The sequence below is a fragment of the Streptomyces sp. NPDC048639 genome, assembly GCF_043199075.1.
Classification (GTDB): Bacteria; Actinomycetota; Actinomycetes; order Streptomycetales; family Streptomycetaceae; genus Streptomyces.
In genome coordinates, this window is record NZ_JBICVP010000003.1 from 122473 (window position 1) to 137643 (window position 15171).

The window sequence follows — 15171 nt, forward strand, 5'->3', positions numbered from 1 at the left end:
GCGCGGTGATCGCTACCTCGATCCGCTGTCCCTCTTGCCCGGCTGGATGCTGCGCGGCGGTCCGTCCCGGCTGCTCCCGGTCTTCGGGGTGCCGGAGCCGCGTACGGGCACGAAGGACGAGGCGGCGGCTTCACGTGGCACACCAGGGCCGGCCGCGACGAAGGAGACGGTTCCCGCGCGGCCCACGGCCGCGTCCGGTCCCGGCCCGGTGCCGTTGGGGTGGAGTGCTGCCCTTGCCGCGGCTGCGCTCTGGGCGCACCGTCGTCTGCGTGTTCGGCGGGTGAGCCGCGGACCAGCGGGCGATTCAGCCCCGGACGCCGCGCAGGGCCATCCCGACGGCGGCTTCGGTGATCTGTCCCGGATCCTCGGCCGCGCCGATCTCGATACGGCGCACCGCCGCGTCGACGACACCCTGCAGCAGCATTGCCGCGAGCCGCGGCTGCTCGTGGCCGAGGGCTCCGAGCGCTTCGACGATCATGGCGATGAGTCCGCCGTGCGCGGCGCGGATCTTCTCGCGCGCACCGGCGTCCAGCTCGCCCGCCGAGATCGCCACGACGGCCCGGTGCCGCCGGTCGCCGACGAGTGCGAGCTGCTGCCGCACATACGCCTCGATCTTGCCCTCGGGCGTCTCGGCGCGCTCCATGGCGGCCTCGACCTCCGCTGCCCAGACCGGGAAGTCGACGGCGCACAGCTCCTCGACGACGGCCGCGCGAGAGCGGAAGTACTCGTAGACGGAGGAGCGCGCGAGCCCGGTGCGTTCGGCGAGAGCGGGGAAGGTCAAGGCTTCCGTGCCGCCTTCCGACAGGAGGGATCGGGCAGCGTCCAGCAGGGCGTTGCGCTGCATGGTCCGGTGCTCGGCCACGGAGGCCGCTCGAATCCTTGGCACGCCTCCACTGTACGGACGACATGTGGGCCGTTGCACTCCCCGCGGCGACATCGCGTCACAGCGGAGGGACGATTCAGCAGATTCAGCGGCCCACGTCGGCGAGTTTCGCCCGGAGCTGGAGCACGGACTTGGTGTGGATCTGGCTCACCCGGCTTTCGGTGACGCCCAGAACCTGGCCGATTTCCGCAAGGGTGAGTCCCTCGTAGTAGTAGAGGGTCACCACCGTCTTCTCGCGCTCGGGCAGGGTGTTGATGGCCCGGGCGAGCAGCCGGCGCAACTCGCGGTCCTCGGCGACCTCCACCGGGTTGTCGGCGGCGGTGTCCTCGAGGGTGTCCATCAGACTGAGCCGGTCGCCGCCCTCGCCGCCGACGTGCAGCAACTCCTCCAGGGCGACCACATTGGCCAGGGACAACTGGCTGAAGACGTTGTGCAGTTCGTCGAGGCCGATGTCCATCTCCTCGGCCACCTCGGCCTCGGACGGGCTTCGTCTGAGCTTCGCCTCGAGGGTGGCGTAGGCCCGTTCCACGGCACGGGCCTTCTGTCGGACCGAGCGGGGGATCCAGTCGAGTGCGCGCAGTTCGTCGATCATCGCCCCGCGGATCCGGGTGATCGCATACGTCTCGAATTTGATCGAACGGTCGAGATCGAACTTCTCGATGGCGTCGATGAGCCCGAAGACTCCCGAGGAAACGAAGTCCGCCTGCTCGACGTTGGGGGGCAGGCCGACGCTGACCCGGCCCGCCACGTACTTGACCAGCGGGGAGTAGTGGAGGATGAGCTGCTCCCGCAGCCGGCCGTCAGCCGTGGCCTTGTACGACCGCCACAGCTCGTCGAGTGACGAGGGTGCGGGCGGGCGCACGCTGCCGCGGGCGGCGGGTGGCACTGCCGCGCGGTCAGACCCGGAGGTGTGCTGGGGCATTCGTCGCCTTGAGCTGTTCTGCCGTCACTGGGGTGAGGACGTCTGTCGTGGTCGGAACGCTTGTGAGCGTAGCGTGACTGACCTGTCGCAGCGTGCGAACGCTCCAGGCTCGCGCTGGGGCAGATACGTTCCGCGTGCCGCTCTGCAGGGTTACGACACCCCGGGTGCTCGGCGGTCGTGAACGGAACACAGAGTCGGCTGTTGCGGTCATCGGCCCCACCCTGTCACCCGAACGTCGCAGGTCAAGGACCGCCTCGCGGTTCACCTCCGGACCCCGGTGAATTGCGTGTCAACTGCCAGCGTTCGCCGTGCCGTTCGACGAACCCCAGTGACTGGAGTTCGTACAGCTTTGCCAACGCCTCGTCATGTCCGGTCCCTGCATCCCGCGCGAGCCGCCGCGTGTTTCGGCTCGCGCTCGCGGGCAGCGCGTCGAGCACCTTCGCCGAGACAGGATCCAGCAGATCCCTCGCGATCACGGGTCCATGGCGCTCGGGGGCCAGTTCGCCGATGCGTCCGATGAGTTCATTGACCTCCGCCGCGTCGGTGACGAGGGCGGCCTCGCCGCGCAGCAGTTCGTGGACACCGGCCGAGAGCCCCGAGGTCACGGGACCCGGTACGCCCATGACCACCCGCCCCAGCTTCTGGGCACGGCGAGCGGTGCCCAGCGATCCGCTGCGGTACTCCGCCTCCACCACCACGGTGCCCCGGGTGAGCGCGGCGATGACGCGGTTGCGCATCACGAACCGGCTGCGCGTGGGATGGCCGCCGGGCGGCAACTCCGCCACCAGCAGGCCGCGTTCGGCGATGCGGGCGATCAACTCGGTGTGTCCGCGGGGATAGGCGGCGTCCACACCACAGGCCAGAACGCCCAGGGTCGCGCCGTCCACGGCCAGGGCACCGCGGTGGGCGGCACCGTCGACACCGTAGGCCGCCCCGGAGACCACGACCCAGCCCGCCTCCGCGAGCCCTGCGCCGAAAGCCGCCGCAACGTGGGCGCCGTAGTCGGTGCAGGCCCGCGCGCCGACGACGGCGACGGACCGCAGGGCCCACTTGCGCAGCGAAGGCCGCCCTCGCACCCAGAGGCCGATCGGCCGCGCGTCCCGGAGGTCGTCGAGCTGCCGGGGCCACTCGGTATCCCCGGGGCATACGAAGCGGCCGCCCACGGCTTCCACCGCGGCGAGGTCCGCGGCCGGGTCGAGCCCTGCGGCACGGATGCGGTAGCCGGCCATCCGCTCCGCGCTCACCGCCTTCCCCGCGACCACCGGTGGCGGCTCCGCTGCGCCGGTGAGAAGCCGTATCAGCGGGACGGGGCCGATGTCCCGCAACCAGGCGCCGATGACCTCGTCGCCCGGTTCCGCGACTCTGCTGAGCGCGGCTCGCGCCAGCCGCTCCCGGTCCGTGCAGGGCCCCGGCCCCGGCCGTGGCCCGGCGTGTGTCGCGCAGTCAGCGCTCATCGCGGACCTCCCGTCAGCACCGCGGCGCGCTCGACTCCGGTCCGCAGCTGGAGCGCAAGGTTCACGTCCTGCGCCTCGGGGACGTCACGCCCCGAGAGGTCGGCAGCTGTCCAGGCCACGCGCAGCACCCGGTCCAGCCCCCGAGCGGTCAGCAGCCCCCGCTCCATGTCGCGCTCGGCCTCCAGCATCGCCCCCGGCGCCGGCCGCCAGCGGGTGCGCAGTTCGTGCCCGGGGACCTCGCCGTTGAGCCGCCAGGGCGTGTCCCGCATCCGTGCGGCGGACCGCTGGCGCGCGGCCAGCACTCGGGCGCCCACGGTCTCGCTGGATTCGCCGCCGCCCGTAGCGCCGATCAGCTCGGCCCGTCCGACCGCCTCGACCTCGACCCGCAGGTCCACCCGGTCCATCAGAGGCCCGGATAACCGCGACCGGTAGCGGCGCACCACGGATGGCGGGCACTCACAGCCGGTACGGACCGTGTGCCGTCCGCACGGGCACGGATTGGCGGCCAGCATCAGCAGGAACCGTGCGGGCAGCCGCACCACTCCGGCGCTGCGGGCCACGACCACATGCCCGGACTCCAGCGGCTGGCGCAGAGCGTCCAGGACGCGGCTGCTGAACTCCGGTGCCTCGTCCAGGAACAACACACCCCGGTGCGCCAGCGAGACGGCTCCCGGCCGGGGCAGTCCGTTCCCGCCGCCGACGAGGGACGGCATGGTCGCCGAGTGGTGGGGAGCGCAGTAGGGCACCGACTCGACCAGCGGCCGGCCGGGCGGGAGCAGCCCGGCCACCGAGTGCACGGCGGTGACTTCCAGGGACTCCTCCCGGGTCAGCGGCGGCAGGATGCCGGGCAGCCGCTCGGCCAGCATCGTCTTGCCCGCTCCCGGCGGCCCCTTGAGGAAGATGTGGTGGCCTCCGGCTGCCGCGATCTCAAGGGCCAGGCGCGGGCCTGCCTGTCCGGCGACGTCCGCCAGGTCGGGCGCCGGCCCGGTCTCGGAGCGCAGGAGTCCCGCACCCATCCCACCGCCGGGCACGATGAGCCCGGCGAGCATCGGGTCGGGACCGCCGTGGTCCCGGAACTCCTCCTCCTCGGGGACCGGTTCATCGGTCAGGACCGCGATGAGCTGGCGCAGGCTGCGCACACCGAGCACCGAGACGCCGGGGACGAGCGCCGCCTCGGCCGCCGTGCGCTCGGGGACCACCACCTGGCGGTAGCCCGCCTCAGCGGCCGCCAGGACGGCGGGAAGCACCCCGCGCACGGGCCGCACCCGGCCATCGAGACCGAGCTCGCCGATCATCACCAGGTCGGTGAGTTCCCGTGGATCGATCCGCTCGGCGGCCCCGAGCACGGCGCAGGCGACCGCCAGGTCGAACCCGCTGCCGCCCTTGGGCACCGACGCGGGGCTGAGCCCCACCGTGAGCTTCTTCTGCGGCCAGCCCACCCCCGAGTTGACCACCGCGGCACGGACCCGGTCCCGGCTCTCCACCAGGCTCTTGTCCGGCAGACCCACCAGAGTGAAGGCCGCGACTCCGGGTTCGAGGTCCGCCTGGACCTCGACCATCACGCCCTCGACCCCGACCAGCGCGACCGAGCAGGTACGGGCGAACGCCATCACGCCACCCCCCGTACGTGTTCCACGACCGGGGCGCCGCGCCGCGGCAGCAGCACGCCGACAAGATCGATCCGCACCCCGCCCTCAGGCGGGCCGTCGTGGCTCGCCAGCCAGCGGTCGGCGAGCCAGCGCTCCGCCAGCCGTCTCAGCCGCTCGGCCTTGCGGGGTGTGACGGCCGCCATCGGATGCTCGTAGGCACTCTCGCGCCGGGTCTTGACCTCGCACACCACGACCGCGTCACCATGCGCGGCGACGATGTCGATCTCACCGGCCCGGCAGCGCCAGTTGCGCTCCAGAACCGTCATGCCGCTCTCGGCCAGCTTGCGGACCGCTACGTCCTCCCCGTAGCGGCCGAGCGCTCCTCGCGCGTTCATCGGCCCCACCTCCGTCACCGACAGTGACGTATGAGGCGGGTTTCAGGGGATCATGGTCGAGATCGGTGGACAGCCTGCGGATTGTGGATATCCCGGCCACTCGATCGGGTTACTCGTTGAAGCCGGACTCCCCGGACGGCAACTCGAGGTCGTTCTTGTTGAGCTCCTCGATGTTCACATCCTTGAACGTGAGCACCCGGACCTGCTTGACGAAACGGGCCGGCCGGTACATGTCCCACACCCAGGCGTCAGCCATGGAGACCTCGAAGAACACCTCACCCTGAACCGAGTGCACCTGCATCTCGTAATCGTTGGTGAGGTAGAAGCGACGCTCCGTCTCGATCACGTATTTGAACAAGCCGACGACGTCGCGGTACTCCCGGTAGAGCTTCAGCTCCATCTCGGTCTCGTACTTCTCGAGGTCCTCGGCGCTCATGGCATGTTCCCCTTCAGCCGTGCGTCCCCCTATTGTGCGTCAGACGCGCGGGCCCTAGACGACTTCCGCCGCCAGGATCACCGGCTTGCTCGGGGGACCCTCGTCGAACAGCGTGCGCAGCAGCCCGGCGAGCCTGGTCGGATACACCGTCTCACGCGTCGCCGACAGCTCCTCGTACGTCCACCATCGCAGGCCCGTGACGCTGCGCCGCTCCAGGTCGGTGTGCCCGCTCGTCTCCGTCCGCGTCTGGTCCGTGCGGGCCAGGTAGTACCACTCGTCCTGGTCCCAGCGGCGCCCGTCGAACGGGAACGAGCAGCGGCGCCGCCACAGCACGGGCCCGAGTCGGACGGCCGTGATCCCGGTCTCCTCGGCGAGCTCCCGCCGGGCCGCCTGCTCGCGGCTCTCGCCCTCCTCCAGGCCGCCGCCAGGCGTGAACCACCACGTCGACGCGGGATCGGCGGGCTCAAAGCCGTGCAACAGCAGGATCCGGTCCTCGGGGTCCAGCAGAACGACCCGCGCGACCTTGCGCGCACCAGCTGGAACGGAACCCCCTGCGACCACGCCGGCCTCAGGCGGTCCGGACACCGGCCCGCCCCTTCCGGCTGCGCCCCGAGCGCCGTGCAAGCGGCCCGTACGCCGCGCCGCCCAGGATGAGCACCGCGCCCGCCACCACGGCCAGGAAGATCGACCGCAGCGGCCCGGGCTCGGAGATCCCGCCGGGCAGATCCTCGAACGGGGTGGCCTGCGCGAGCATCCCGAAGCCGTCCAGCGGCCATGCCGTCCCCTCCACGCGGGCGTTCACGGCTCCGCGCGGCACCGACCCGTGGTCCCCGTCGGCCATGTGGACCCGCGAGTCCTGGGACGTGCTGCGGTGGTCGCCCAGCAGGAAGAGGTTCCCCTTGGGGACCGAGGTGTCGAAGTCGGACGGCGAGGCCGGCTCGCCCTTGGGGAGATACGACTCCGCGACCGGCTTTCCGTTCACGGTCAGCCGGCCCTGCTTGTCGCAGCACGCGACCTTGTCCCCGCCGACACCGACAACGCGCTTGACCATGGGCAGGTCGCCCCAGACCTCGTCCTTGAAGACAACGACGTCCCCGCGCCGGACGTCGCCGCCGTCTATGCGCTGGGCGAGCACCCGGTTCCCGGCGTCCACGGTGGGCGCCATGGAATCGGTGGGGACCGTATAGGGCTGGTACAGGATCGCGCCGAAGACGAAGCCACCGAGGAAGAGCACGCAGCCGACGGCCACCGCCAGGCCGGACAGCTTGCTGCCCAGCCGGCCGTGGCCGTCACTCGTACCACCGGTACGTACTGCTGCGCTCATCCCAGCTCCTCGGGTGCGTCGAAGATCTGGGCGGCACCCTACCCGGCGGTACCCCCGGCAGTCAGCCGCCGCCGGCGCCAGAGCACCAGCGGGACCGCGCCGGCGAGCCCGAGGGCGCCGGGGGCCACGGCGCCGGCCGCGCCCATCGCCTGCTGGGCGCCCAGGCCGGGCTGGTCGAAGGTGCCCGGGACGGGCAGCGTCGCCCAGCGGTTCAGGGGCCAGGCCACGACGATCGCCCGGCCGACCACGTCGTCCTCGGAGACCGTGCCCTTGCCCGGGAGGTTCTGGTGGTAGCGCGAGTCCAGGGAGTTCTGGCGGTTGTCGCCCATCACCCAGATCCGGCCCTCCGGCACCTTCACCGGGCCGAACGGCTTGTCCCCGCAGGGCGTGCTGCCCGGCCGCAGGTACGGCTCGTCCAGCTGCTTGCCGTTGACCTCGACCTTCTGGCTGCCGCCCTTGCACTCGACGGTGTCGCCGCCGACCGCGATGACCCGCTTGATCAGGTCCTTCTCCTCGGAGGACGGCATCAGCCCGATGAAGCTCAGCACGTTCTGGATGCCCTCGGCCACCGGCCCCGCGTCGGACTGCGGCACCTCGCCCAGCCAGCCGCCCGGGTCGTGGAAGACGACGACCTCGCCGCGCTCGGGCTCCGAGCCGAACCACGGGGTCAGCTTGTCGACGAGCACCCGGTCGCCGCGCTGGAGCGTGTCCTGCATCGAGTCCGAGGGGATCGAGAACGCCTGCACCAGGAACGTCTTGATCAGGAGGGCGAGCAGCAGCGCGATGCCGATGAGAATCGGCAACTCCTTCCAGAAGGAGCGTTGCTTGCTGCTCCTCTGCTGCTTCACGCGGCTGTCGTCCTCCTTCGCCGCGGGTGGTTCAGCGAGCTCATCGCGCCGTTCTTCCGGCTGGTTCTCGGGCTCTTCGTGACCGGATCGTGCGCCGACCGCCAAATCCCCCACATCCACTCCTCACTCCGCGCTGCCGCCTGCCCCATGCACGGTGCAGGCCCACCACTCCCATAACGAGCGGGAGTTCCGCAGGGCTCGGGAGACGGGGCGCCACTTGCACGTCCGGGGATTTCCGGGACCCTTCGGGCCCCGACGACAGCCTAGAGGCAGCGGACCCCGCAGCCGTCGACGCACCGCCCGAGTCGGGCACGGAGGCGTACGTGCCGGGTTCCTCGAGTCGGCGCCAGTGGCCGAGCGGCCAGGCGATGACCTCGGCCCTGCCGACGACAAGGTCCTCCGAAACCGTGCCGTTTCCGGGCTCGTTCAGGTGAAAGCGGGAGTCGGCGGAGTTGTCCCGGTGATCGCCCATGACGAAGATCCGTCCCGGCGGGACGGTGACCGAGAACTTCATCTCGGACGGGGCGTTCCCGGGGTGGAGATAAGGCTCGTTCAGCGGAGTGCCGTTGACGGTGACCCGCCCGTCCTTGCCGCAGCACTTGACGGTGTCCCCGCCCACGGCGACGACCCGCTTGATCAGGTCCTGCTCGTCCTCCGAGGGCAGCAGACCGATGAAGGTCAGGAACTCCTTGCCCTGCTTGATGACGACCGGGTCCTCCTTGGGCGGCGCCTGCTCCTTCTCCAGCCAGCCGCCGGGGTCCTTGAAGACCACCACGTCGCCGCGCTCCGGCTTGGACCCGAACCACGGCGTGAGTTTGTCCACCAGCACCCGGTCGCCGATCCGGATGGTCTGCTCCATCGAGCCGGAGGGGATGACGAAGGCCTGGACGAGGAACGTCTTGAGCACCAGCGCGATGAGCAGGGCGACCCCTACGAGGATCGGCACTTCGCGCACCGCTTTGGTCCGGCGGCGCCGCTTGACCCGCTTCGCGGCCTTGCGCCGCTCGGCCCGTCCGGGCGTGACCCGGCCGGTGGTCGGGCGCGTGCCGGTGGGCAGCCGCGTGTCCATGCGGTGCTGCCCGTACTTCGGCCGCCCTCGTTTACCCATGCCCGCGCCCGTGGTCCAGCTCGGTCCAGCGCTCCTGCGGCCAGCCGATCCAGTCCGCTCTGCCGATGACCCGGTCCACGGGAACCATGCCCCCGCCCGGCTCGCCGAGATGGTCGCGTGAGTCCCGGGATTCGCTGCGGTGGTCCCCCATCATCCACAACTTGCCTTCGGGTACCACGATGTCGAAGGGCACCCGCGACGGGGCGTCCCCGGGGTAGAGGTAAGTCTCCTCGACCGCCTCGCCGTTCACTGTGATCCTCCCCCGCTTGTCGCAGCAGGTGACCCGGTCGCCGCCGACGCCGACCACGCGCTTGACGAAGTCGGTCTCGTCCGGCTCGGCAAGGCCCACTGCGGCCGCCCCCTCGCGCAGCAGTCCCGTGACCGGGTCCCCGGTCGGTCCGCCGCGGACGAACGAGTCGGTGCCGTCGAACACCACCACATCGCCCCGCCGCGGCTCATCACCGAAACGGTACGCCAGCTTGTTCACGAGTACTCGGTCTCCGGCCCTCAGCGTCGGCTCCATCGATCCGCTGGGGATCAGGAACGGCTGGACCACATAGGCGCTGAACAGTCCGACGAGAACCGCGCTGATGCCCATGAGCACAGCGGCGCGACGCCACATGCCACGCCGCCGGAGCCAGGAGAGCCGTTCCTTCCCCGGAGCCTCCCTTCGCGGAAGTTCCCCTCCCGGAATACGCACGGAGCGCGACCGGTGTTCATGCCCCTGGTCGGGGGCCGAAGAGCGGTCGCGCTCCGAAGGCTGCGTGTCGGTGTCCATCGGGCCAGAGCCTATCCGGCCGGGCCAGGACGCCCGGCGAGAACTCAGTTCTCGCGCTTCTCCTTGATCTTCGCGGCCTTGCCGCGCAGCTCGCGGAGGTAGTAGAGCTTGGCGCGACGCACGTCACCACGGGTGACGACCTCGATCTTCTCCACGATCGGGGTGTGCACCGGGAAGGTGCGCTCGACGCCGACGCTGAAGCTCACCTTGCGGACCGTGAAGGTCTCGCGCACGCCGGCGCCCTGGCGGCGGATGACGACGCCCTTGAACTGCTGGACACGGGAGCGGTTGCCCTCGATGACGCGAACGTGGACGTTCACGGTGTCGCCCGGGCGGAAGGCGGGGAGGTCGCTGCGCAGCGAGGCCGCGTCGACGGTGTCGAGAAGGTGAGCCATGGTGTCGTCTGCTTTCCTCGCCGATGCCACAGGTCATCGGCGGTACGTCGTGATGAGTTTCGGGAGCCGCGTCGTCGGGCGGGCGTCGTTCCCCCTGTGGCAGGGGACACGCGCCGGACGCACACAGCAGCGGCTTATTCTTCCATGCCACCCTGCGGCCGCAAAATTCGGCCCTCGGGGTCCTCGGTCCAGCCCAGCCCAGCGAGGATCTTGCGGTCGTGCTTGTCCAGCGCGGCCGGGTCGCAACACTCCAGCAGTTCGGGCCGGTTGGCGACCGTACGGCGGATCGCCTCGTCGCGCCGCCAGCGGGCGATACGGCCGTGGTGGCCGCTGAGGAGGATCTCGGGGATGCCGCGGCCGCGCCACTCGGGGGGCTTGGTGTAGACGGGGCCTTCCAGGAGGTTCTCCATCGCCCCGGGGGCGAACGAGTCGTCCTGATGCGAGGCCGCGTTGCCTAGTACGCCGGGCAGCAGGCGGGCGACCGCCTCCGTGATCACCAGTACCGCGGCCTCGCCGCCGGCCAGCACGTAGTCGCCGATGGAGACCTCGTGCACATCGAGCCGCTCGCCGTACTCGTCGATCACTCGGCGGTCGATGCCCTCGTAGCGGGCGGGCGCGAAGACCAGCCAGGGGCGCTCGGAGAGCTCGACGGCGAGGGCCTGGGTGAACGGGCGGCCGCTCGGGGTCGGGACGACGAGGGTGGGCCGCGCCCCCTGGGGACCGGCGCCCGACGCGATGACCGCGTCCAGCGCCTCGCCCCACGGCTCGGGCTTCATGACCATGCCCGGCCCGCCACCGTAGGGAGTGTCGTCCACGGTGTTGTGCCGGTCGTGGGTCCACTGCCGCAGGTCGTGGATGTGCACATCGAGCTGCCCGCGCAGGCGCGCCTTGCCGACCAGCGAGACGTTCAGCGGCTCCAGGTACTCCGGGAAGATCGTGACGATGTCGAGCCTCATGCCGTTTCACCCTCGTCGAGCAGGCCCGGGGGCGGGTCGATGATCGCCTTCTGCTCCTCCAGGTCGATGTCCGGCACGATCTCGCTCACGAACGGCACCATGACCTCGCTGCCGTCGGGGCGCTTGACGATCAGCATGTCCTGGTACGGGAGATGGCTGATCTCGCTGATCCGCCCGACCTCCGTGCCGTCCACGGTCACCACGTCGAGGTCGATGAGCTGGTGGTCGTAGAACTCCTCGGGGTCCTCGGGGGTCTCCTCCGGATCCACTTCCGCGATGAGCAGGGTGTTCCGCAGCGCCTCGGCGCCCGTACGGTCGTGGACACCCTCGAAGTGCAGCAGCAGCCGTCCACTGTGGACGCGACCGCTCCGGATCGTCAGCGGACCCGCCGAGGCCGGGTCCGTGGCCAGGACGGCTCCGGGGCCGAGCCGCAGCTCCGGCTCGTCGGTGCGCACCTCCACCGTGACCTCGCCCTTGATCCCGTGGGCTCGGCCGATCCGCGCGACTACCAACTGCACTGTTGCTGCTCCCTTTTGCGGCTGAACCACCGCCGCTCTCCCGCGGAGGTGGTTTCCCACCAGAGGTTCTCCATCGATGGTGGGCTGTCGACAAAGGCCGGGGAGGGCCCTGGCCCTCCCCGGCCTCAGCCGGTGTTCTGCGCGCCGCTCAGCGCACGTGATCCACGTCGACGAGGTCGACGCGGACGCCACGGCCGCCGATGGCGCCGACGACGGTGCGCAGAGCGCGCGCGGTGCGGCCGTTGCGGCCGATCACCTTGCCGAGGTCATCGGGGTGGACCCGGACCTCGAGTACGCGCCCCCGCCGCAGGTTGCGCGAGGCGACCTGCACGTCTTCGGGGTTGTCGACGATGCCCTTCACCAGGTGCTCGAGGGCCTCCTCGAGCATCCTCAGGCCTCGGTCGACGCGGTGGACTCGGCGGACTCGGCCGCCTCATCCGCCTTCTTCTCGGCCTTCTTCGCCTTCGGGGTGATGGCCTCACCCTTCGGCTCGTCACCGGTCTCCTTGGCCGCGGCCTCGAAGAGCGCGCGCTTGTCGGCCTTCGGCTCGGCGACCTTCATCGGCTCCGGGGCGGGCAGGCCCTTGAACTTCTGCCAGTCGCCGGTGACCTTGAGGATGGCCATGACGGGCTCGGTCGGCTGCGCGCCGACACCCAGCCAGTACTGGACACGCTCGGTGTCGACCTCGATGCGCGAAGGGTTCTGCACCGGGTGGTACAGACCGATCTCCTCGATGGCCCGGCCGTCACGGCGGGTACGGGAGTCCGCAACGATGATGCGGTAGTGCGGCGACCGGATCTTGCCCAGGCGCTTCAGCTTGATCTTGACTGCCACGAGTGTGGTGTCTCCTGCTCTATGACGTGTTTGAGCGCGACGGTTTCCACGTGGGGTTGTGGGATCCGGGGCGCCCGGTGGACGCGTCAGCCGAGGGAGAGAGGGGTCCGAACCGGCTGTCGAGTACTCAGCGGACTATTGTGCCACACCCCAGACATGCCGCCGTACGCCCCCGGGTGACCTCGACGATCACTACGGGGCCGTACAACGTGCGGGCCTAGGCCGCCGCGGCCGTCTCGGGGATCCTGAAGGGCTTGCCGCACCCGCCGCAGACGATCGGTGCCTGGGCGAGCACGGACGGAACCACTCGCACATTCCTCCCGCAGTCGCACACCGCCTTGACGCGCACGCCGCCGCCGGAGGAGCCGTGCCGGGCGGCAGGGCCCCGGAAGCTGCGGGTGGTGTCCGCCGTCGTGGCGACCGAGTGCGCCTTGAGGGCGCGGTGGAGCCGCTCGATGGTGGTGCGATAGCGCTTCTTCGCGTCGGGGCTGAGCACGACCAGGGAGAAGCCACTGCTGGCATGCGGCTCGTCGGGGTGGTCGAGTCCGAGCTCCTCGGCGATCGCGAGGAATCTGCGGTTGTGGTAGCGGCCGGCCCGCGAGGTGTCACGGACGCCGCGGGACGCGGCGATGCCGTGGACGGCTTCGTGGAGCAGCCGCTCGAAGGAGAGCTCCGCGCCGCAGGCGGACGAGGATTCTCCGATCAGCGATTCAGGGGCGGCGAGATCCGGCAGCTCGGGGTGGTGCCGTTGAATATCGGCCCACGCCTGCGCCAGCTCCGCGGCGAGAACAGGTGGTGTCGTGCTCACGTCGTAAGAACGATCCGAGGTGCCCTGGTGTTCCGATTCCGGGCCATCCCAAATATTTTGCACGTACCAGTCAGTTTCAGCTCATGCGCCGTGACGAGGGCAGGATCCGTAGATCTATGGAGAAGCGGCGCAGCTCCTGCCAAGCCGGTGCGTACCGGCCCGTACGCCCCGGCGCGTAGAAAATCTGCGACACCGGAACGCTTCCTGCCCGGGACATGGAGGCCCCGCGCCCGCCGGGCGGGCGATCAGTAGGAGCGGGCGACGACCGCGAGCGTACCGGGGGCGTCGTCGGAGGCCGGGACGGACCCGTCCTCCCCCACCAGGCAGCGGACGGTCACCGCCTGCTCGGCCAGCTTCGCCTCGCCCTCCTCGCCGAGCACGGCCCAGGGGATCCGGGCCCAGCCGCCCGCCACCGCCGCCTCCGCGGCCTCCTCGACGGTGGTCACCTCCGAGGTGCGCGCCTCACGGCGCTCGCGGGACTGCCGCAGCAGGAGCGCCTGGTCGTCCTCGAGGATCTTGGGGAGCAGCGTCTCCAGGGCCTCGGTCCGCACCGGCTCCTTGCCGCCGGGGATACGGCGGGCCACCATCGCCGTGCCGTTCTCCAGGTCCCGGGGGCCGATCTCGACCCGGACCGGTACGCCCTTGAGCTCCCAGTCGACGGCGCGGCGGCCGAAGGGGGTGTCGGTGCGGTCGTCGACCTGGACCCGGATGCCCGCGGCGGCGAGCCGGTCGCCGATCTCGCGCACCGCGGCGATCACCGCGTCGTCGCCCTTGATGGCCAGGACCACGACCTGGACGGGCGCCAGGCGCGGCGGGACGCGCAGGCCGTTGTCGTCGCCGTGGGACATGATCAGCCCGCCGACCATGCGCGTGGAGGCGCCCCAGGAGGTCTGCCAGACCAGCTCCTGCCGGCCGTCCTTGGAGAGGTACTGGGTGTGGAAGGCCTTGGCGAAGTTCTGCCCCAGCTCATGGCTCGTGCCCATCTGGAGCGCCTTGCCATCGCCCATCATCCCTTCCAGGGTGAGGGTGTTGATGGCGCCGGCGAACCGCTCCTTGGCGGTCTTGCGGCCCAGGACGACGTCGATCCCGAGGACGTTGGCCATGAAGTCGGCGTAGACGTCGGTGTGGATGTGCGCCGCGTAGTCCCGGGCGTCCTCGTACGTGGCGTGAGCGGTGTGGCCCTCCTGCCAGAGGAACTCGGTGGTGCGCAGGAAGACGCGGGGGCGCATCTCCCACCGGACCACATTGGCCCACTGGTTGATGAGCAGGGGCAGGTCGCGGTAGCTCTGCACCCACTTCGAGAAGTACTCGTTGATGATCGTCTCGGAGGTGGGCCGGACGACGACGGGCTCATCGAGCTCCTTGCCGCCGGCGTGCGTGACCACCGCGAGTTCGGGGGCGAAGCCCTCGACGTGCTCGGCCTCGCGGGTGAGGTAGGACTGCGGGATGAAGAGCGGGAAGTAGGCGTTCGAGGCGCCCGCGGCCTTGATACGGGTGTCCAGCTCCTGCTGCATGCGCTCCCACAGGCCGTAGCCGTACGGCCGGATGACCATGGTGCCGCGCACCGGGCCGTTGTCGGCCAGCTCGGCCTTGTTGATCAGGTCCTGGTACCAGCGGGGGAAGTCCTCCGCCTGGGGAGTGAGCACGGGAGCTTTTGCCATGGCGGAGATGGTACGGGGGTGTCACCCTGAAATGTGAATCCGAGGGTGCACGGGCTGACACCGGGGGCGCACGCAGGGTGCACGCAAGCACCCTCGCGCAACCCCTGGACTCCGGGACGGATCGGCAGTTACCTGGCATCGGGGATTCCCGGCTCCCCCGGGCTGCGACCCGGGACCGGCGCCGGGGGGATCTGGCTGCATGCACATTCTCACGGGGGCGGATCAAGGGCAGGACGGCAACGGCTCTCGGCGGATTGGGGCG

18 protein-coding genes are annotated in these 15171 nt (G+C 70.7%); all 18 read right to left on the reverse strand.

Annotated elements, in window-relative coordinates; translation table 11 throughout:
• Positions 1–304 precede the first annotated feature (304 nt).
• Complete coding sequence (locus tag ACGFNH_RS08850; protein WP_393652900.1) at positions 305–862, reverse strand: TetR/AcrR family transcriptional regulator; 558 nt, start codon at positions 860–862, stop codon at positions 305–307.
• Between the two features lie 106 nt (positions 863–968).
• On the reverse strand, positions 969–1805 hold the full coding sequence (whiG, locus tag ACGFNH_RS08855) for an RNA polymerase sigma factor WhiG (protein ID WP_393652364.1): 837 nt from the start codon (positions 1803–1805) through the stop codon (positions 969–971).
• Positions 1806–2047: 242 nt separating this feature from the next.
• Entirely contained in the window at positions 2048–3259 is a 1212-nt protein-coding gene (gene dprA / locus ACGFNH_RS08860) for a DNA-processing protein DprA (RefSeq protein ID WP_393652365.1), read from the reverse strand.
• Entirely contained in the window at positions 3256–4869 is a 1614-nt protein-coding gene (locus ACGFNH_RS08865) for a YifB family Mg chelatase-like AAA ATPase (protein WP_393652366.1), read from the reverse strand. The genes dprA and ACGFNH_RS08865 overlap by 4 nt, the downstream gene beginning before the upstream one ends.
• Positions 4869–5243: a YraN family protein gene (locus tag ACGFNH_RS08870; protein WP_393652367.1), complete on the reverse strand. Its 375-nt coding sequence runs from the start codon at positions 5241–5243 to the stop codon at positions 4869–4871. Before ACGFNH_RS08870 ends, ACGFNH_RS08865 begins: the two co-directional genes overlap by 1 nt.
• Before the next feature lie 109 nt (positions 5244–5352).
• Positions 5353–5679, reverse strand: coding sequence for a DUF2469 domain-containing protein (locus tag ACGFNH_RS08875; RefSeq protein ID WP_360846720.1), 327 nt, complete (start codon positions 5677–5679; stop codon positions 5353–5355).
• Positions 5680–5733: 54 nt separating this feature from the next.
• The gene (locus ACGFNH_RS08880; protein WP_393652368.1) at positions 5734–6264 is read right to left on the reverse strand and encodes an NUDIX hydrolase; all 531 of its coding nucleotides are present in this window, start codon (positions 6262–6264) and stop codon (positions 5734–5736) included.
• Positions 6248–7003: a signal peptidase I gene (lepB, locus tag ACGFNH_RS08885; protein WP_393652369.1), complete on the reverse strand. Its 756-nt coding sequence runs from the start codon at positions 7001–7003 to the stop codon at positions 6248–6250. Before lepB (ACGFNH_RS08885) ends, ACGFNH_RS08880 begins: the two co-directional genes overlap by 17 nt.
• A 38-nt stretch (positions 7004–7041) precedes the next feature.
• On the reverse strand, positions 7042–7851 hold the full coding sequence (gene lepB / locus ACGFNH_RS08890; RefSeq protein ID WP_393652370.1) for a signal peptidase I: 810 nt from the start codon (positions 7849–7851) through the stop codon (positions 7042–7044).
• Positions 7852–7891: 40 nt separating this feature from the next.
• Positions 7892–8959, reverse strand: coding sequence for a signal peptidase I (gene lepB, locus ACGFNH_RS08895; protein ID WP_393652371.1), 1068 nt, complete (start codon positions 8957–8959; stop codon positions 7892–7894).
• Positions 8952–9737 carry a signal peptidase I gene (lepB, locus tag ACGFNH_RS08900; RefSeq protein ID WP_393652372.1) on the reverse strand — a complete coding sequence of 262 codons (786 nt, stop codon included), beginning with the start codon at positions 9735–9737 and terminating at the stop codon, positions 8952–8954. The genes lepB (ACGFNH_RS08895) and lepB (ACGFNH_RS08900) overlap by 8 nt, the downstream gene beginning before the upstream one ends.
• A 44-nt stretch (positions 9738–9781) precedes the next feature.
• Positions 9782–10132 (reverse strand): 50S ribosomal protein L19, encoded by a 351-nt coding sequence (rplS, locus tag ACGFNH_RS08905; RefSeq protein WP_393652373.1) that lies wholly within the window; start codon positions 10130–10132, stop codon positions 9782–9784.
• A gap of 134 nt (positions 10133–10266) precedes the next feature.
• On the reverse strand, positions 10267–11088 hold the full coding sequence (gene trmD, locus ACGFNH_RS08910) for a tRNA (guanosine(37)-N1)-methyltransferase TrmD (protein ID WP_393652374.1): 822 nt from the start codon (positions 11086–11088) through the stop codon (positions 10267–10269).
• On the reverse strand, positions 11085–11606 hold the full coding sequence (rimM, locus tag ACGFNH_RS08915; protein ID WP_393652375.1) for a ribosome maturation factor RimM: 522 nt from the start codon (positions 11604–11606) through the stop codon (positions 11085–11087). Before rimM ends, trmD begins: the two co-directional genes overlap by 4 nt.
• A gap of 148 nt (positions 11607–11754) precedes the next feature.
• Positions 11755–11994, reverse strand: a complete 240-nt coding sequence (locus tag ACGFNH_RS08920; RefSeq protein WP_360846703.1) for an RNA-binding protein — start codon at positions 11992–11994, stop codon at positions 11755–11757.
• Between the two features lie 2 nt (positions 11995–11996).
• Positions 11997–12440: a 30S ribosomal protein S16 gene (gene rpsP, locus ACGFNH_RS08925; protein WP_393652376.1), complete on the reverse strand. Its 444-nt coding sequence runs from the start codon at positions 12438–12440 to the stop codon at positions 11997–11999.
• A 217-nt stretch (positions 12441–12657) separates the two neighbouring features.
• A complete protein-coding gene (locus ACGFNH_RS08930; RefSeq protein ID WP_393652377.1) occupies positions 12658–13248 on the reverse strand; it encodes a hypothetical protein in 591 nt (196 codons plus the stop codon).
• Positions 13249–13493: 245 nt separating this feature from the next.
• Positions 13494–14909 (reverse strand): proline--tRNA ligase, encoded by a 1416-nt coding sequence (gene proS / locus ACGFNH_RS08935; protein ID WP_393652378.1) that lies wholly within the window; start codon positions 14907–14909, stop codon positions 13494–13496.
• Between the last annotated feature and the right edge of the window lie 262 nt (positions 14910–15171).